At 61.7% G+C, this 18091-nt stretch carries 16 protein-coding genes; 12 read left to right on the top strand and 4 right to left on the bottom strand.

All coding sequences use genetic code 11. From position 1 onward, the window contains the following. Positions 1 to 125 precede the first annotated feature (125 nt). A complete protein-coding gene (locus tag I6L44_RS15800; protein ID WP_216952349.1) occupies positions 126 to 1076 on the top strand; it encodes a bile acid:sodium symporter family protein in 951 nt (316 codons plus the stop codon). A 79-nt stretch (positions 1077 to 1155) separates the two neighbouring features. Here I6L44_RS15800 and ovoA read toward each other — a convergent pair whose 3' ends face one another. Continuing rightward, the gene (ovoA, locus tag I6L44_RS15795) at positions 1156 to 3306 is read right to left on the bottom strand and encodes a 5-histidylcysteine sulfoxide synthase (protein ID WP_216952348.1); all 2151 of its coding nucleotides are present in this window, start codon (positions 3304 to 3306) and stop codon (positions 1156 to 1158) included. A gap of 363 nt (positions 3307 to 3669) precedes the next feature. Here ovoA and I6L44_RS15790 point away from each other — a divergent pair, with 363 nt between their 5' ends. After that, positions 3670 to 4392, top strand: coding sequence for a head GIN domain-containing protein (locus I6L44_RS15790; RefSeq protein WP_216952347.1), 723 nt, complete (start codon positions 3670 to 3672; stop codon positions 4390 to 4392). A 49-nt stretch (positions 4393 to 4441) separates the two neighbouring features. Here I6L44_RS15790 and fghA read toward each other — a convergent pair whose 3' ends face one another. Then, a complete protein-coding gene (fghA, locus tag I6L44_RS15785; RefSeq protein WP_216952346.1) occupies positions 4442 to 5278 on the bottom strand; it encodes an S-formylglutathione hydrolase in 837 nt (278 codons plus the stop codon). Positions 5279 to 5326: 48 nt separating this feature from the next. Next, positions 5327 to 6454 carry an S-(hydroxymethyl)glutathione dehydrogenase/class III alcohol dehydrogenase gene (locus tag I6L44_RS15780; protein WP_216952345.1) on the bottom strand — a complete coding sequence of 376 codons (1128 nt, stop codon included), beginning with the start codon at positions 6452 to 6454 and terminating at the stop codon, positions 5327 to 5329. Positions 6455 to 6574: 120 nt separating this feature from the next. Between I6L44_RS15780 and I6L44_RS15775 the strand changes: the two genes are divergently transcribed. Then, positions 6575 to 7480: a LysR substrate-binding domain-containing protein gene (locus tag I6L44_RS15775; RefSeq protein WP_041209462.1), complete on the top strand. Its 906-nt coding sequence runs from the start codon at positions 6575 to 6577 to the stop codon at positions 7478 to 7480. 120 nt (positions 7481 to 7600) lie between these two features. Here the strand turns inward: I6L44_RS15775 and I6L44_RS15770 are convergent, their stop codons facing one another. Further along, positions 7601 to 8464 carry a YicC/YloC family endoribonuclease gene (locus tag I6L44_RS15770; RefSeq protein ID WP_042031958.1) on the bottom strand — a complete coding sequence of 288 codons (864 nt, stop codon included), beginning with the start codon at positions 8462 to 8464 and terminating at the stop codon, positions 7601 to 7603. A gap of 147 nt (positions 8465 to 8611) precedes the next feature. Here I6L44_RS15770 and rph point away from each other — a divergent pair, with 147 nt between their 5' ends. From rph to I6L44_RS15725, 9 genes are all read left to right on the top strand, one after another. Beyond that, complete coding sequence (gene rph / locus I6L44_RS15765) at positions 8612 to 9328, top strand: ribonuclease PH (protein WP_005339589.1); 717 nt, start codon at positions 8612 to 8614, stop codon at positions 9326 to 9328. 75 nt (positions 9329 to 9403) lie between these two features. Then, a complete protein-coding gene (pyrE, locus tag I6L44_RS15760) occupies positions 9404 to 10057 on the top strand; it encodes an orotate phosphoribosyltransferase (protein WP_216952344.1) in 654 nt (217 codons plus the stop codon). A gap of 180 nt (positions 10058 to 10237) precedes the next feature. Continuing rightward, a complete protein-coding gene (locus tag I6L44_RS15755; protein ID WP_216952343.1) occupies positions 10238 to 12667 on the top strand; it encodes a heavy metal translocating P-type ATPase in 2430 nt (809 codons plus the stop codon). Then, positions 12668 to 13057 (top strand): Cu(I)-responsive transcriptional regulator, encoded by a 390-nt coding sequence (cueR, locus tag I6L44_RS15750; protein ID WP_216952341.1) that lies wholly within the window; start codon positions 12668 to 12670, stop codon positions 13055 to 13057. A 127-nt stretch (positions 13058 to 13184) separates the two neighbouring features. Further along, positions 13185 to 14339, top strand: a complete 1155-nt coding sequence (locus I6L44_RS15745) for a GGDEF domain-containing protein (RefSeq protein ID WP_216952339.1) — start codon at positions 13185 to 13187, stop codon at positions 14337 to 14339. Positions 14340 to 14369: 30 nt separating this feature from the next. Then, the gene (locus tag I6L44_RS15740; protein ID WP_005339598.1) at positions 14370 to 14633 is read left to right on the top strand and encodes a YihD family protein; all 264 of its coding nucleotides are present in this window, start codon (positions 14370 to 14372) and stop codon (positions 14631 to 14633) included. Positions 14634 to 14788: 155 nt separating this feature from the next. Next, positions 14789 to 16240: a cytochrome c oxidase accessory protein CcoG gene (gene ccoG / locus I6L44_RS15735; protein ID WP_005356121.1), complete on the top strand. Its 1452-nt coding sequence runs from the start codon at positions 14789 to 14791 to the stop codon at positions 16238 to 16240. 103 nt (positions 16241 to 16343) lie between these two features. After that, positions 16344 to 17333: a serine/threonine protein kinase gene (locus tag I6L44_RS15730; protein WP_216952337.1), complete on the top strand. Its 990-nt coding sequence runs from the start codon at positions 16344 to 16346 to the stop codon at positions 17331 to 17333. Positions 17334 to 17470: 137 nt separating this feature from the next. Beyond that, on the top strand, positions 17471 to 18079 hold the full coding sequence (locus tag I6L44_RS15725; RefSeq protein WP_005339604.1) for a thiol:disulfide interchange protein DsbA/DsbL: 609 nt from the start codon (positions 17471 to 17473) through the stop codon (positions 18077 to 18079). Positions 18080 to 18091 lie beyond the last annotated feature (12 nt).

Genomic DNA, 18091 nt, shown 5'->3' with positions numbered 1-18091 from the left:
CGTTATCGAGGTAAGCTGGAGGTTCGTTTTAGCGGGAGGTGCCAGACATCTCCCGCTCTGTTTCTTGTCCTCCCCAATCCTGACTGCCGCCACGGTAGCAGGATGCCCTCTGATGGAGACCTTTCGTGCGTCTGGATCCCTTTACTGTTGTGCTGATTGCGGTGGTCACCCTGGCCTCCCTCTTTCCCTGCGAGGGGCAGGTGGCCGTCTGGTTCGGTCTGCTGACCAAGCTGGCGGTGGCGCTCCTGTTCTTCATGCATGGCGCCAAGCTGTCGCGCCAGAACCTGCTGGCGGGCCTCGGTCACTGGCGGCTCCATCTGGTGGTGATGCTCAGCACCTTCGTGCTGTTTCCGCTGCTGGGGCTGCTGCTCACCCCGCTGGTGCCGAGCTGGTTGAGCCCGGCCATCTACCTCGGCTTCCTCTATCTCTGCGCCCTGCCTGCCACCGTGCAGTCGGCCATCGCCTTTACCTCGATGGCGGGGGGCAATGTGTCGGCGGCGGTGTGCAGCGCCTCGGCCTCCAGCATCCTCGGTATCTTTCTCTCGCCGGTGCTGGTGGGGATGATGATCCACGTACAGGGGGAGGGGATCGACACCTGGCACTCCATCCAGTCCATCATGATGCAGCTGATGCTGCCGTTCGTGGTGGGCCACCTGTCGCGTCCGCTGATCGGCCGCTGGGTCGATAGCCACCGTCCGCTCATCGGCAAGCTGGATCAGAGTTCCATCCTGCTGGTGGTCTATGTCGCCTTCAGCGAGGCGGTGGTGCAGGGGATTTGGCGTCAAGTAAGTTGGTACGATCTGGCCAGTATCGTGTTGCTGAGCTGCGTCTTGCTGGCGCAGGTACTCTGCTGGAACGTCTGGATCAGCCGTCGCCTCGGCTTCGACAAGGCGGACGAGATCACCATCGTCTTTTGCGGTTCGAAGAAGAGTCTCGCCAACGGGGTGCCGATGGCCAACGTCATGTTCCCGGCCGCCAGCGTCGGGGTGATGGTGCTGCCGCTGATGATCTTCCACCAGATCCAGCTGATGGTCTGCGCCGTGCTGGCCCGCCGCTATCACGAGCAGGGGCATTGATACTCGCGCCGTTTTGACTGTCATAACAAGAGGGAGGCCCGTTGGCCTCCCTCATTTCATCTGCATGCAGATCGGCGGACTAGCGTTTGCGCCAGACGGTGAGCTGCGCCACCGTGTGCTGGTATTTGCGGGCGGTCTCGCGGATGACGAAGGGCACATCCCGCGGCGGGCAGTGCTCCTCAAACTCTGCCGCCAGCAGCCGTTGCAGCGCCTGATAGGTGGTGAGCGCCTCGCCGTTTTCGCGAATGCCGCCGAGCCAGTTGGCGGGCGGGGTATATTCCGGCAGCCAGGTATAGGGGCTGGTGAGCACCAGCAGGCCACCGCTGCGCAGCCGGGGTGCTATGTCTCGCAGGAAGCGGGCGGGCTCCCGCAGCCGGTCGATGAGGTTGGAGGCGAGCACCAGATCGTAGTGGTCATATTTGGGCTTGAGGTTGCAGGCATCCCCCTGACTGAAGTGGATGCGCTCCGCCTGACTCACCCCCAGCCCGTGGCTCGACAGGCGCGCCTCGCAATACTCCACCAGTTCACCCTCCAGCGGAATGGCGTAGCGGAAGCTGTCCTGACTGGCGAGGGCCAGCGCCACATCGATGAAGCGGGCCGAGTAGTCCACCCCGTCCACATGCTGGAAGTGGCGGGCCAGTTCGAAGCTGGCGCGGCCGGTGGCACAGCCGATATCCAGTGCCCGCTGGTGGTTGCTGCAGAGCTCGCCAGCAAGATCAGCAAGCGTCTTGGCGTAGTTGGCTACCCCGAAGTGGCTCGGGCCGTACTGGAAGTCGAGGTACTGAGCGACCAGCGTGTCGGTTTCATAGGGATTCACGATAACGGGTTCCTGATAACGGGAGACCAGATAGCGGAAACCCGCATGCTGGAAGAAGTGACGCCGGAAGGCGTAACGGGATGATTTGAGCGCTTCGTTACCCGTGCTGATCCAGCTGCCGCCCTTGATCAGGGTGTGCTTGCCATCAAAGGTGGGGGTGGAGAAGTCGTCGTAGAGCGGGTGGATTTTAAAGCCGTCGAAGCCATCGATGGCGGTGCTGGTCCACTGCCAGACATTGCCCACCAAATCGAAGAACTCCCCTTGCGGGCAGGCATCCACCGGGCAGGAGGAGGCGAAACGGGCCAGATTGATATTGCCGGGTGCCTCCGTCCAGTCCGGCTGATCGCCGGGTAGCTGTTCGCGCAGCAGCTGCCACTCCGCCTCGCTCGGCAGCTGGATGGGGAGCCCGGTCCGGGCCGCCTTCCAGCGGCAGAAGGCAGCCGCCTCCAGCTGATTCACCTCGACCGGCCAGTCCCATGGCATGGCGACCTGCTCGGTCATCAGCCGCAGCTGCAACTGCCCGGGTTCGGCGGGGTCACCCACCCAGAAGGTGGGCATCTTCGCCTTGGCGTACTGGCACCAGCCCCACCCCTCCTCATCCCACCACTGTTGCTGGCCATAGCCGCCCGCCTGCACGAAATCGAAAAATTCTGCATTGCTCACCAGCATGCGGCTGGCCTGAAACGGGGCCAGCTCGATATGGCGCTCGCCATATTCGTTGTCCCAGCCGTAGGTGGCGTCCCGCTTGCCAAGGCGCACCTTGCCGCCGGCCACCGGCAGCAGGCTGTTGGCGGGCACCTGAGCAATGTGGTGGCGGGCTTCGGTGCAGGCGGGCCAATGAGGCTGCGGCCGCACCCAGGCGAGTGGCAACTGGCGGATGAGCACGCTGGAGGTCTCGAGGTGGATGCGCTCGTGCTCTATCCCCATCAGGATCACCCAGGCCGGGCTCTGCCAGTCGATGGGCAGGGTGAGCGGCATCTGCCGGATGAAGTCGCACACCAGTGTACGGACTTTGGCCCGATAGCTGCGCAGCTCGGTAACCTTGGGCCAGTCGTAGTGGGTCTCGTCCAGATCGTCCCAGCTCATCTCGTCCACCCCGATGGCGACCATGGCCTCGATGCGGGCATCCAGCCGCTGGTCGATCAGGCGTGCCGCCAGCAGCTTGTTGATAAAGAAGGCGGCGGTGTGGCCGTAGTAGAAGATGAGCGGGTGGCGCAGCGGGATCGCCTTGTTGAACCAGGCCCGCTCATCGGCCAGACAGTCAAACAGTGAGTCGTAGAGATCGAAGGTCTGGCAGAAGTAGGCGAGCAGTTCGCGCCGTTTCTGCTCGGGATCGCTGCCGGTCAGCAACGGGGTGCGAGTCGGCTCCGGCAGACCGGTGGCAGTGGAATAGAGAGGGCTTGCTTGGGTCACGCTCTGACTCCTTGTTGGCAGTAAAGACTGACAAGACAGTGGTAATGACATTACCGCAATGGAGAGCTTGGTACGCACGAAGTACCACTATTGGCTCAACAGACCGGCAGGGCAATTAAAAACTTCCACGGGCTGTCAGCATAGTGACCGGCAGGACGACCCGCCAATCAGCCACAATCATATCCGTTCGAGAATGGTTTTTTTCACCAAAATATGGTCTAAATGGCTCTCTGAATTCTTCATTCTGTTTTGGATGAAACAGTTATTTCCTTTTGAATCATTGAGTTAGTTTTTGGCTCACGCTTTGCAAAGCATGAAAACCAATTGGCCCTGGATGGCCAACACATAAGGAGGAGAGTAGCGATGAAATGGATGATGGTTGTCATGTTGATGGCAGGGCTCAGTGGGTGTCACTGGTTGGAGCAGACCAGAGTGACCGGAACGGGGGCTGTGGTCGAGCGCCAGCAGGCGCTCGGTGACGGGGTGACCCGGGTGCTGGCGGGTGTACCTGCCACCCTCCATCTGGTAGCGGGGGAGCCGCGCGGAATCCTGATCAAGGGGCAGGAGAACCTGCTGCCCTATCTGGTGCTGACCGAGAGCGGCGACAAGCTGGAGATCGAGGTGAAGGAGGGTTACCGGCTCGATCCTACCGAGCCGCTGGAGCTGACCATCACCTTGCCGGTGTTGAACGAACTGGCATTGGCCGGGACCGGCAACGGCGATCTGAGCGGCTTCAAGGGCGATGAGCTGGTGCTGTCGGTGGCCGGTACCGGTGACATCGTCGCCAGTCAGCTGGAGCTGAAACGGCTGGAAGGGAATATCGCTGGCACCGGCAGTCTGGAGCTGGGCAGCGGTTCGGCGCAGGCCATCGAGCTGAACATTGCCGGATCTGGCGACGTGCTCGGGAGCGAGATGCGCGGCAACGAGGTAGAGGTCAATATCGCCGGTAGTGGTGATGTGGCGGTACGGGCGCAGGAGATGCTGAAAGTCGGCATCGCCGGCTCAGGCAACATCGCCTACTGGGGCGATCCCAAGGTGGAGCAGCAGATCGCAGGCTCCGGCGGCGTGACCCGCGCGGGCAGTTGATATCAACCGATCACCACAACTGAAACAGGCCCGTTACGGGCCTGTTTGATCAGAGGTGGCGTGCGTGAAAGCGCAGGTGTGCCTCGATAAAGCTCGCCACGAAGTAGTAGCTGTGGTCATAGCCCTCGTGGCGGTTGAGCTCCAGCGGCCACTCCTTGCTGGCCGCCACCTCGGCCAGCGCATCGATATGCAGCTGCTCGGCGAGGAAGGGATCATCCAGCCCCACATCCACCAAGGTTGGCAGCGGCGTGACCGGCTGGTGGCGCAGCAGCTGGCAGGCATCCCACTCCTGCCACAGCAGAGGATTGCTGCCGAGATACGCCCCGAGCGCCTTCTGGCCCCAAGGGCAGCGGCTCGGGTGGCAGATCGGGCTGAACGCCGACACCGAGCGGTAGCGACCCGGCTCCCGCAGCGCGGCGATCAGCGCCCCGTGACCGCCCATGGAGTGGCCACTGATGGCGCGGCGGGTCGATACCGGGAAGTGGGTCTCGATGAGCTCGGGCAGCTCGCGGGTGACGTAGTCATACATCTGGTAGTGAGCCTGCCAGGGGCTCTGGCTGGCATTGACGTAAAAGCCTGCGCCCATGCCGAGGTCATAACCGGGATCGTCCGCTACGCCGTCGCCGCGAGGGCTGGTGTCCGGCGCCACTATGGCGATGCCGAGCTTGGCGGCGATACGCTGGGCACCCGCCTTCTGCATGAAGTTCTCATCGGTGCAGGTGAGGCCGCTGAGCCAGTAGAGTACCGGCACCTTCTGGCCGGTGAGAGCCTGAGGCGGCAGATAGATGGCAAAATTCATCTCGCAGCCGAGCACGGTGGAGTTGTGGCGATAGCGCTTGTGCCAGCCGCCGAAGCTCTTGTTGCTGCTGATAATCTCCAGATTCATCAAAGGACTCCTGCACCCCGCCCACGATGGCGGGCGGGGTGATCATGCTCAGTAGTGGATGACGGTGCGGATGCTCTTGCCTTCGTGCATCAGATCGAACGCCTCGTTGATCTGTTCCAGCGGCATGGTGTGGGTGATGAAGTCATCGAGGCGGAACTCACCCTGCATGTAGCGCTGCACATAGCTCGGCAGTTCGCTGCGACCGCGTACCCCGCCGAAGGCGCTGCCGCGCCAGACCCGACCGGTGACCAGCTGGAACGGACGGGTGCTGATCTCCTGACCCGCTCCGGCGACGCCGATAATGACCGACTCGCCCCAACCCTTGTGGCAGCACTCCAGCGCCGCACGCATCACCTTGACGTTGCCGATGCATTCGAAGGAGAAGTCGACGCCGCCGTCGGTCAGCTCGACGATCACCTCCTGAATCGGTTTGTCGTAGTCGTTCGGGTTGATGCAGTCGGTGGCACCCAGCTTGCGCGCCAGTTCGAACTTGCTCTCGTTGATGTCGATGGCGATGATGCGACCGGCCTTGGCCAGACGGGCACCGATCACGGCGGAGAGGCCGATGCCCCCCAGCCCGAAGATGGCGACGCTCTCACCCTCTTTCACCTTGGCGGTGTTCATCACGGCGCCGATGCCGGTGGTGACGCCGCAGCCGAGCAGGCAGACCTCCTCCAGCGGGGCGGCCGGATCCACTTTGGCGATGGAGATCTCCGGCAGTACCGTGTATTCGCTGAAGGTGGAAGTGCCCATGTAGTGATAGATGGGCTGGCCATCTTTCGAGAAGCGGGTGGTGCCGTCCGGCATCAGCCCCTTACCCTGAGTGGCGCGGATCTTCTGGCAGAGGTTGGTCTTGCCGGATCTGCAGAATTTGCACTCGCCGCATTCGGGGGTGTAGAGCGGGATCACGTGATCCCCCACCTTGACGCTGGTGACCCCTTCGCCGACCGATTCGACGATACCGCCCCCCTCGTGACCGAGAATGCAGGGGAAGACCCCTTCCGGATCCTCACCGGAGAGGGTGAAGGCATCGGTGTGGCAGACGCCGGTGGCGACGATGCGCACCCGCACCTCGCCCGCTTGCGGCGGCATGACTTCTACTTCTTCGATGGAGAGGGGCTGACCCGGGCCCCAGGCGATGGCGGCTTTACACTTGATGCTTTGAACCTGTGCCATGAATGACATCCTTCTTGTTGAGCAGGGTGAACAGAGATGAGTTCGGACAGTCAGTGTAGTTTCCCGCCGATTTGGTGATAATGAGGGCAAATATCAAATCACTTTTACACACAGGTAATAATGTTCGGCTGGGAAGGGATCTGTGAATTTGTCAGCGTGGCGGAGCAGGGGGGCTTTACTCCGGCAGCGCGCAAGCTGGGGGTGTCGGTGGCGCAAGTGAGCCGTCAGGTGGCACAGCTGGAGGACAGGCTTCAGGCCAAGCTGCTGCTGCGCACCACCCGTCAGGTGCGGCTCACCGAGCTTGGCGAGATCTACTATCGCCACTGCCGTCAGCTGCTGGACAACCTCTACGAGGCGGAGCTGGCGGTGGGGCGTCATCAGGCGGTGCCGCAAGGCTCGCTGCGCATCACGGCCCCCGTCTCCTACGGCGAGAGCCGCATCGCCCCGCTGGTGAACGACTTCATGGTGCGTTTCCCCCAGCTGGAGGTGACCCTCAACCTCACCAACCAGTTGCTGGATCTGGTGCACGAGGGTTACGATCTGGCGCTGCGGCTCGGCCATCTCAAGGATTCGACGCTGGTGGCGCGCAAGCTGGCGCAGCGGGTGCCCTATGTCTGCGCCTCACCGGCCTACACCGCCCGCCACGGCATCCCCAACAGCCTCTCCGAGCTGACCCGCCACACCTGTCTGGTGGGCAACAGCGACGAGTGGCACTTTACTCTGGATGGTCGTCCCCACAGCGTGCGGGTGCGCGGCCTGTTGCAGTGCAACAGCGGCCACGCCCTGCTGGATGCGGCGCTCAAGGGGATCGGCATCATCCAGCTGCCGGACTACTACGTGAGCGACCATCTGGCCCGGGGGGAGCTTATCGAGCTGCTGCCCGAACTGCGGGCTCCGGCAGAGGGGATCTGGGCCCTCTATCCCCACAACCGCCACCTCTCCCCCAAGGTACGGCTGCTGGTGGACTACCTCGCCGAGCGGCTGAGCGACCCGCACCAACCGGCGCTGGTGATGCCGATAGGCTAGGGCGCTCCTCGCCAATTGACTCACTGGCGGCGTGCGACCGGTGCGATGGCCTGAAAATAAAAGAGCCCTTGAGGAATCAAGGGCTCTTTTGCAGGTAACAACCGGATGGTCAGTGACCCATCACTCGATGTTCTGGATCTGCTCGCGCATCTGCTCGATGAGGACTTTCAGCTCGACGGCGGACTGGGTCACTTCGGCGTTGATGGACTTGGAGCCCAGCGTGTTCGACTCGCGGTTGAACTCCTGCATCATGAAGTCGAGACGACGACCGCAGGCGCCACCCTTTTTCATGATCTTGTTGGTTTCGCTGATGTGCATCTCCAGACGATCCAGCTCTTCGGCCACGTCGATCTTCTGGGCCAGCAGCACGATCTCCTGCTCGATGCGGGCCGGATCCAGCTCAACCTTGGCTTCGGCCAGCCGGTCGGTGAGCTTCTGGCGCTGCCACTCGATGATCTGCGGCAGATGGACGCGCACCTTCTTCACTTCCACCTGAATGCCGGCCAGACGCTGTTCGATGAGCGCCTTGAGGTTGGCACCTTCGCTGGCGCGGGAGGCGAGAAAATCTTCCATGGTCTGGTCAAAACCGCCGAGCAGCTCGGTGGCGACCGCGTCCATGTCCTGCTCGGCGGCAGCCATGACGCCCGGCCAGCGCAGCACATCGACCGGATTGAGCTGGCCCTGGCCCGCCTCTTTCATTACCCAGCTGGCGCTGTCGATGATCAGCTTGGCCAGCTCTTCATTGATATGGAGTTGGCTGGCTGCGGCCTGAGCGGCCTCGAAGCGCAGGTTGCACTCCACCTTGCCGCGCTGCAGCTTGGCGCGGAAACGCTCACGCAGAACCGGCTCCAGGCTGCGCAGTTGCTCCGGCAGGCGAATGTAGGTCTCCAGATAACGCTGGTTGACCGAACGAATTTCCCAAACGGCTGTGCCCCAGTCGCCCTTGAGTTCCTTGCGGGCGTAGGCGGTCATGCTGTGAATCATTGATTGTTCCGGGCTTGATGAAGTGTGGCTGGATTATACCCAGCGGGGGCCGGTGCGTCAGCCGAAGTGTTGGTTTTAGCGGCTGATATTTGGGGCGGGATCACTTATAATCCCCCGCCAATTTGAGCCAGCCCAGAGGTCCGTTCCATGTCACGTCCAAGCGATCGCAGTGCCGCGCAACTTCGCCCGGTTACCATTACCCGCAATTTCACCAAACATGCAGAAGGCTCAGTGCTGGTGGAGTTCGGTAACACTCGCGTGCTCTGCACCGCCAGCGTTGACACCAGCGTGCCGCGCTTCCTGAAAGGGAAGAATCAGGGCTGGGTCACCGCCGAGTACGGCATGCTGCCGCGCTCCACTCACTCCCGGATGAACCGCGAAGCGGCCTCCGGCAAGCAGAGTGGCCGCACTCTGGAGATCTCCCGTCTGATCGCCCGCTCCCTGCGCGCGGCGGTAGACCTGACTGCGCTGGGCGAGCACTCCATCACAGTTGACTGTGACGTGCTGCAAGCCGATGGCGGCACCCGCACCGCCTCCATTACCGGTGCCTGTGTGGCGCTGGTGGATGCGCTGAACTGGATGGTGGAGAAGGGCATGATCAAGCAGAGTCCGCTCAAGCAGATGATCGCCGCCGTTTCCGTCGGCATGTATCAGGGCGAAGCCATCTGCGATCTGGAGTACATCGAAGACTCCGCCGCCGAGACCGACATGAACGTGGTGATGACCGAAGATGGTCGCATCATCGAGGTGCAGGGCACCGCGGAGGCCGAGCCCTTCACCCATGAAGAGCTGCTGGAGATGCTGGCGCTCGCCAAGGGCGGCATCGCCGACATCATTGCGCTGCAGAAGCAGTCGCTCTCCTGATTTTAAAAACGCGGCATTGACCGCGTTTTTTTATACCCCCACACAAGACAACGACAAGCCAAGCAAGGAGCCAGAATGAAAGCCTACCAGCGTCAATTTATCGAGTTCGCCCTGGAGAAACAGGTTCTCAAATTCGGTGAATTTACCCTGAAATCCGGTCGTAAAAGCCCCTACTTCTTCAACGCCGGTCTGTTCAACAGCGGCCGCGATCTGGCCCGTCTCGGCCGCTTCTATGCCGCCGCCCTGATGGATGCCGGCATCGAGTTCGATGTGCTGTTTGGCCCGGCCTACAAGGGGATCCCCATCGCTTCCGCCACCGCCGTGCAGCTGGTGGAGCAACACGATGTGGATGTGCCCTGGTGCTTCAACCGCAAGGAGGCCAAGGATCACGGCGAGGGTGGCAATCTGGTGGGCAGCCCGCTCAAGGGGCGCATCATGCTGGTGGACGACGTTATCACCGCCGGCACCGCCATCCGTGAATCCATGGATCTGATCCAGGCCAACGGCGCCTCGCTGGCGGGCGTGCTGATCGCGCTGGACCGTCAGGAGAAGGGCAAGGGCGAGCTCTCCGCCATTCAGGAGGTGGAGCGTGACTACGGCGCCCACATCATCGCCATCATTCAGATGAGCGACCTGATTGCCTATCTGGAAGAGAAGCAGGCCGAGCAGCCGGATCTGGCGGCGCAACTGGCTGCCATGAAGGCTTACCGCGCCCAGTACGGTATCTGAGTCGCAGTTCACACCGCACAATAGTTGAAGGCGGCGCCCGTTGGCTCTCTGGCAGCAAACGGGCGCCGTTTTTTTCATCTGCAAAAAGTGGATCATGTGGCTTGAGTTTACCCTTGCAGTAAAGGTTAGGGTTTGCCAGTCGGCGTTTTGTGGTGCCGACGGGTTCCGGGGAGGAACAACATGACCACTCATCTTCAATCACCCATTCATCTGCAATTGCCGCTCAGCGGCATGAGCTGCGCCAACTGCGCAGGCCGCATCGCAGCCAGTCTCAACAAACTCGACGGGGTATCGGCCACCGTCAACTTCGCGCTGGAGCAGGCTGCCATCGAGCTGGCCAGCCCCGATCGCCTGCCTGCGGTGCTCGACAGCATCAAGAGTCAGGGTTACGACTACGGCAGCGAGACCATCCAGTTTCAAATCACCGGCATGACCTGTGCCGGTTGCTCGGCTCGGCTGAACAAGATGCTGGCCGCGCTGCCCGGCGTTATCTCGGCCGAGGTCAACTTCTCTATCGAGCAGGCCCGGATCGTACTGGTCCCCGGGATGCAGACGCCCGCCGCTTTGCGCGAGCAGATCGAGGCGCTCGGCTTTGGCGCCCAGCTGGCACAAGGCTCGGCCAGCGGCCGCCGCCAACAGTTGCTGGAGCGGGAAGCGCAGGAGGCCGCCAGCGCCCGTCAGGCGCAGACCCGGGTCATCATCTCGGCGCTGCTGACTCTGCCGCTGCTGGTGGGGATGCTGGCCATGGCCGGACTGTTCCCCTGGCATCTACCCGCCTGGCTGGAGCTGGTGCTCGCCACCCCGGTGCAGTTCTGGATCGGGGCCCGTTTCTATCGCGGCGCCTGGCTCGCCATCAAGAACCGCGCAGCCAATATGGATGTGCTGGTGGCCACCGGCACCAGTGCGGCCTACTTCTACAGCCTCTATCTGTTGTTGACGCTGGGGATGGCTGCCAGCGGCAAGCTCTATTTCGAGGCGAGCGCCATCATCATCACCCTGATTTCTCTCGGCAAGTTGCTGGAGGCACGGGCCAGACGCAGCACCCAGTCCGCCATTCGCGAACTGATGGCGCTGCGACCGGAAACTGCCACCGTCTGGCGTGGCGAGAGTTGGCAGAGCGTCGCTATCGACGAGGTGCTACGTGGCGATCGGCTGCGGGTGCTGGTGGGTGAGCGGGTGCCGGTGGATGGCAGAATCGTGAGCGGCGCCAGCGAACTGGACGAATCGATCCTCACCGGCGAGAGCCTGCCGGTGCCGCGCAGTGTGGGCGGCAAGGTGCTGGGCGGTGCCATCAACCGCTCCGGCGTGCTGGAGATCGAAGCCACGACAGTGGGGGAGGACTCCAGCCTCAACAAGATCATCGCGCTGGTGGAGAGCGCCCAGATGGGCAAGGCCCCGCTGCAACAGCTGGTGGACAAGGTCTCTGCCGTGTTCGTACCGGTGGTGATGGCCATCGCCTTTTTCACCCTGCTGGTGTGGTACGCCATCAGCAACGACTTCGGTCAGGCGCTGCTGGCGGCGGTAGCGGTGCTGGTGATCGCCTGCCCCTGTGCGCTGGGGCTGGCAACGCCTGCGGCCATCGTCACCGGTACCGGCGTGGCGGCGCGCCACGGCATTCTGATCAAGGATGTGGATACCCTGCAGAGGGCCCACGCCATCAAGGCGCTTATCTTCGACAAGACCGGCACCCTGACCCAGGGCCGGCCGGTGCTGGCCAGCTGGAGTGGCAACGACGAGCAGCTGCGCCTCGCTGCCGCCCTGCAGCAGGCGAGTGAACACCCGCTGGCGCTGGCGATGCGGGAGGCCGTCGGCACAGAAGTGGCGTTGCCCCAGCCGGAGGCAGTGGAGGTGCGGGTCGGTGCCGGTATTGTCGGTCAGGTAGCGGGTCACACAGTCGCCATCGGCAATGGCGCCCTGCTGGCCCAGCTCTGCATTGAACCGCCGCAACAGGATGAACAAGCCGCCGATGGGGCGACCCGGGTTTGGATTGCCGTTGATGGCACGGTCGCCGGCATCGCGGCGCTGGCCGATACCCTGCGCCCGGAGAGTCCGGAAGCCATCGCCACTCTGCGTCAGCGCGGCATTGCCAGCTGGCTGGTGAGCGGCGACGCGCCGGCCCCCGTGGCCCATATCGCTGCCAAGCTGGGACTGGACGGAGCCTTTGACTCCGTGCTGCCAGCTGGCAAGGTGGAGAAAGTAGAGGCGCTGCGGGCGCAAACCCGTGGGCTGGTAGCCATGGTGGGGGACGGGGTGAACGATGCTCCGGCGCTGGCGGCGGCGGATGTCGGTATCGCCATGGGCTCCGGCTCCGACGTGGCGATGGAGACCGCCTCCATCACCCTGATGCGCTCTGATCCGCGGTTGGTGGCCGATGCCATCGACATCTCGGCGGCGACCTGGCGCACCATACAGCAGAATCTGTTCTGGGCCTTCGTGTTCAACATCATTGGCATTCCGCTGGCGGCATTGGGCTACCTCAGCCCCGAGTTGGCGGGGGCGGCCATGGCCCTGAGCAGTATTACCGTTTTGAGCAATTCCCTGTTATTGAAACGCTGGCAGCCCAGAGCGGCGCACGGGCCAGCATCCAACCCGATCAGTAAGGAGGAATAAATGAACATCAGCAAGGTTGCCAAGGCCACTGGGCTGACTGCCAAGACCATCCGTTATTACGAGAGCATTGGCCTCATCACAGCCCCGGTACGCAGTGACAACGGCTATCGCAGCTACACCGAATCGGCGCTGCGGGAGCTGCGTTTCGTCAAGCGGGCGCGGGAGACCGGCTTCAATTTGGAGGAGTGTCAGGAGCTGCTGGCGCTCTATCGGGACGAGCACAGAACCAGCGCTCAGGTGAAGAAGTTGGCGCAGGAGAAGATCGTCGATCTGCGCGCTCGCATCGCCGGGCTGCAGGCCATGCTCAGCTCGCTGGAAGGGTTGGTCTGCTGCTGCCACGGGGATGAAAATCCCGAGTGCCCGATCCTAGACGAGCTGGAGAAGGGGTGAGCAAGGGCTCACCGGCCAGCGCAGGAGAAAGCGCCGATGATTGATTAACTTCTTAATAAACGGCGCTTTATTGTTGCCGGTCAGGGGGGAGTGGTAGACTGCTCGGCTCTTGTACAGGAGTACTCAGTTGACCCAGAGTGTGACACGCCAGGTTAAGCAGGCCATCATGGTCCAGCTCTATACCCATGCATCGTTCAGTCTCCCCTGTTTGGGCCTGCTGGCGTTTGGCTGGAGTCTGCTGTTTCACGACTATCTGCCTGCCGTCGAAGCGCTCGGCTGGTTGGCCGGGATCTTCTTCTGGCTGCTTGGTCGGGGGTGGCACCTGCGCTGGAGGCAATCCCGCCTGTACCAGACGCCATTGCCGGTGCTGGAGCGGGAGCTCTTTATCGGAGCCACCATCACCTCCATCATCTGGGCCCTCGGGGTGCTGCTCTACATGGACAAGTTGCCCGACACCTACCGGGCCGCCATGATGATGCTCTCCAGCCTCATTCTTACCGGCAGCGCCATCATGCTGTTTGGCAGCCGCCGTACCCTCTATGGTGCCGTGTTGCCGCTGGGTTGCGCTATGTTGTTTGAACTGGGGGCGGGCAATGAGCAGGAGCGAATCGTCTCCTGCATGCTGGCGGGCTATCTGTTTGTCTTTCTGCCGACTCTGCTGCGCCGGATGCGGCGGGAGCAGATCGCCTCGCTCCACCACCGTTTCTCCAACGCCGAACTGGTGGCCGAGCTGAAGGCGGTCTCCGAACATCTGCGTCTAACCTCCCGCCTCGATGGCCTGACCGGCATCGCCAACCGCGCCCACCTCGACGACTCTCTGGAGCGGGCTTGGCGCCGCTGTCACCGTGCCCGGGCACCGCTGTCGCTGGTGCTGGTGGATGTGGATTACTTCAAGCAGTTCAACGATCTCTACGGCCATCAGCTGGGGGATGACTGCCTGCAACAGGTGGCTGGCTTGCTGGCCGAGGTGGAGCGGCGCGAGGACGATCTGGCAGCCCGTTACGGTGGCGAAGAGTTTGCCTTGCTGCTGCCCTGTACCGGCATGCAGGGGGCACTGCAGGTGGCGGACAATGTGCGGCAGGCACTCAAGGAGCTGGCCATCCCGCACCAGAAGTCACTGGTCTCCGGTCGGGTCACATGTAGTTTTGGTGTTGCGACACTGATACCGGACAACAGCATGAAAATCGCCGATTTGATCCAAAAAGCGGATGCGGCACTCTATCAGGCCAAGCATAATGGACGGGATCGAATCGAAGTAGCCTTGATGGGTAAGGTTGCCTGAATTTAACGTGACAGATTAAAGAGGTTGTCTATGCAATGTCATCGTATCGAAGAGCTGCTGGAGTTGTTGCAGCCTGCCTGGATCAAGGAACAGGATCTCAGCCTGGTGCAGTTTGTTGCCAAACTGGCCCAAGAAGCGGGATTTGAAGGGCCTCTGTCCGAGCTGACCGACGACATGCTGATCTATCACCTCAAGATGCGGGAATCCGACAAGCAGGCGATGATCCCCGGTCTGGCCAAGGATCATGTGCCCGATTTCAAAGAGGCGCTGCTCAAGGCGCGCGGAATCAAGTGAATCTTTAGCGGAAGCGCATCACCTCGTGGTGATGCGCTTTTTTATTGCCGAAAATTGCGATCCAATCCCAATATTAGATACATCTAATCCACACAATTAGCATGCTGTTTAAGATATAATCCGCTCCATAACAAATAAGGGAGCGATGTCTTGCAATGGCCGACCACGATAAAATCGATATCAAGGACGTCACCGACAAGGGCGTAACCGGGACCTTCAACCCCAATACGTTCAAAGCCAGCGACGACAGATTCAACCCGGGCAACCGAATCTATGTGCGGGCCCAGAAAGGGTATTGGCAGCGGATGCGCAAGGCCATGGGCTGGTTCTTTGTGGCGCTGTTCGTGCTGCTGCCCTGGCTGCGTTACGACGGGCGACAGGCGGTGCTGTTCGACCTCGGTCACCAGCAGTTCCATATCTTTGGCGCCACCATCTGGCCGCAGGATCTGACCCTGCTCGCCTGGCTCTTCATGATCGCCGCCTTCGGACTCTTCTTTATTACCACCTTCCTCGGTCGGGTCTGGTGTGGCTATCTCTGCCCGCAGACGGTCTGGACCTTCATGTTCATCTGGTTTGAAGAGAAGCTGGAAGGGCCCGCCAACAAACGGCGCAAGCTGGACGAGGCGCCCTGGAGCGGCGAGAAGCTGGCTCGCAAGGGGGCCAAGCATCTGGCCTGGCTGGCGATCTCGCTGGTGACCGGTCTGACCTTCGTCGCCTACTTCCAGGATGTGACTGAACTGGTGCCGGATCTCTTCACCCTGCAGGCCAGCGGATGGGTGCTGTTCTGGGTGCTCTTCTTCACCATCATCACCTACGGCAATGCAGGCTGGATGCGTGCCATCATGTGTATCCACATGTGCCCCTATGCCCGCTTCCAGTCCGCCATGTTCGACAAGGACACCTTCATCGTCGGCTATGACACCAAGCGTGGCGAGACCCGTGGTGCCCGCTCCCGCAAGGCAGATCCCAAGGCGATGGGGCTGGGCGACTGTATCGACTGCGATCTTTGCGTGCAGGTCTGCCCGACCGGTATCGATATCCGCGACGGCCTGCAGTACGAGTGCATCAACTGCGGCGCCTGCGTCGATGCCTGCGACCAGACCATGGAGCGGATGGGCTACCCGAAAGGGCTCATCAGTTACACCACCGAGCACAAGCTGGCCAACGACTCCACCCATGTGGCGCGGCCCAAGCTGATTGGTTACGGTCTGGTGATGGCGGTGATGCTGGGGGTGTTTGTCTACAACGCCATGTCCATCATGCCGATGGGGCTCGATATCCTACGGGATCGCAACCAGCTGTTCCGCGAAAACAGCGAGGGGCTGATTGAGAACACCTACACCCTCAAGATCCTCAACAAGACCCTGCAGTCCCAGACCTACCAGCTGGATGTGGAGGGCTTGCCCGAGTATCAGTGGTTCGGCCCCCGTGAAGTGACCCTGAAGGCGGGCGAGATCTACACCCTGCCGGTCAGTCTGGCGGTCGATCCTTACAACCTGAAACGGCCGGCGCTGGATATCCAGTTCGTGCTGAAACGGGAGGGTGCGGCGCCCGATGACAGCAAGGGCAACCTGCGCCAGGGCAGCAAGTTTATCAGCCGGTTGTAACTGCGTGTGGCTGCGGGCCGGGCGTGACACCAGTCCGGTCACCAACGAGCACGGCAATGCCGGTCAGTAGTGATAGAATGGGGCGCAACGGCGCCCCTTTCTTATGGTGGATGACATGCGTTTCAACTATTCCGACCTCAATCCCGACCTCATCATGGATGCGCTCGATCTCAGTGGCCTGCGGCTCGACTCCGGCCTTATCGAGCTCAACAGCTACGAAAACCGGGTCTACCAGTTTCAGGATGAGGATCGTCGCCGCTATGTGGTGAAGTTCTACCGTCCCGGCCGTTGGAGCCGGGCCCAGATCCTCGAGGAGCACGAGTTTGCCACCCGCCTTGCAGAGGCGGAGATCCCGGTCGCCGCGCCACTCGCCTTCGCGGGCGAGACCCTGCTGGAGCACGAGGGCTACCCCTTTGCCATCTGGCAGAGCGTCGGTGGCCGCCAGTTCGAGGTGGATAACCTCGATCAGCTGGAGTGGGTGGGGCGTTTCCTCGGCCGTATTCATCAGATCGGCGCCAGCAAGCCGTTTCATCATCGGGTGCGGCTCGATGTGGAGAGCATGCTGCACGAACCGCGTCAGCTGCTGGCGTCTGGCGAGTGGCTGCCAAGCGGGCTGGCGAAGCAATTCTTCGGGGTGCTGGACGAGCTGATCAAGCATGTCAGCGACGCTATGACCCTGGATGTGGCGCAGATCTCCCTGCATGGCGACTGCCACCCGGGCAACATCCTCTGGCGTGACGGTCCCATGTTTGTCGACCTCGATGATTGCCGCACCGGCCCCGCGATTCAGGATCTTTGGATGATGCTCAGCGGCGAGCGCCACGAGCAGCAGATCCAGCTCGACACCCTGCTGGCGGGCTACGAGGAGTTTATGGAATTCGAGTCGCGGGAGCTGGCGCTGATCGAGCCGCTGCGGGCGATGCGCATCGTTCACTACATGGCGTGGCTGGCGCGGCGCTGGGAAGATCCCGCCTTCCCCCGTCACTTCCCCTGGTTCAATACCGATCACTACTGGCGTCAACAGATAGCGACCCTGCACGATCAGCTGGAAGCACTGAAGGCACCGCCGTTGAGTCTGATGCCAAACTGGTGAAATAGAAGGGATCTTGCGCGGCAAGCGCGACTCGATCTCCGGCCCTGACCATTGACGTCAGCATGGCGAAACAATAGGCTTGGCACTGCTTCGGTTCGCCGGGCGTGCCTCACAGTGATCCCTTAACAGGAAACATCATGAAAAAAGTTCTATTTTTCCTTGCTGCCATGCTGATGATCCCCATGGTTCACGCCGCCCCCGAGTTCAAGGAAGGCGTCAACTACGATGTGGTCAAACAGACTGGCAGTGCCCAGCCGGAAGTGATGGAGTTCTTCTCCTACTACTGCCCGCACTGCGCTACCTTCGAACCGATCGTTGAACAGTTGAAGGCCGGGTTGCCAGAGGGTGTGCCCCTCAAGAAGAACCCGGTTGCCTTCCTCGGCCGCGAGATGGGCCCCGAGATGCAGCGCGCCTATGCCGTTGCCAGCCTGCTCAATGCCGAAGCCAAGCTGACTCCGGCCATCTTTACCAAGATCCACACCCAGCGTCAGCCGCCGATGAGCCGTGACGATGTGAAGAAGATCTTCGTGGATAACGGCGTACCGGCTGAAGAGTTCGACGGTGCCGTCGACAGCTTCGCCGTCTCCGGCATGGTCTCCCAGTTCGATCGCAACACCGAGAGCTACAACATTCGCGGTGTACCGGCTTTCCTGGTGAACGGCAAGTACATGGTGAAGATTGAATCCATCACCTCTCAAGAGCAGTTCAACAAGCTGGTGCAGTTCCTGCTGGCCAAGAAAGACTGATACCTTTTGAGT

This window comes from Aeromonas sp. FDAARGOS 1414 (assembly GCF_019047065.1).
Taxonomy (GTDB): Bacteria; Pseudomonadota; Gammaproteobacteria; order Enterobacterales; family Aeromonadaceae; genus Aeromonas; species Aeromonas veronii_A.
Note: the sequence above shows the minus strand (reverse complement) of the source record. Positions and strands in the feature narration are given on the sequence as shown.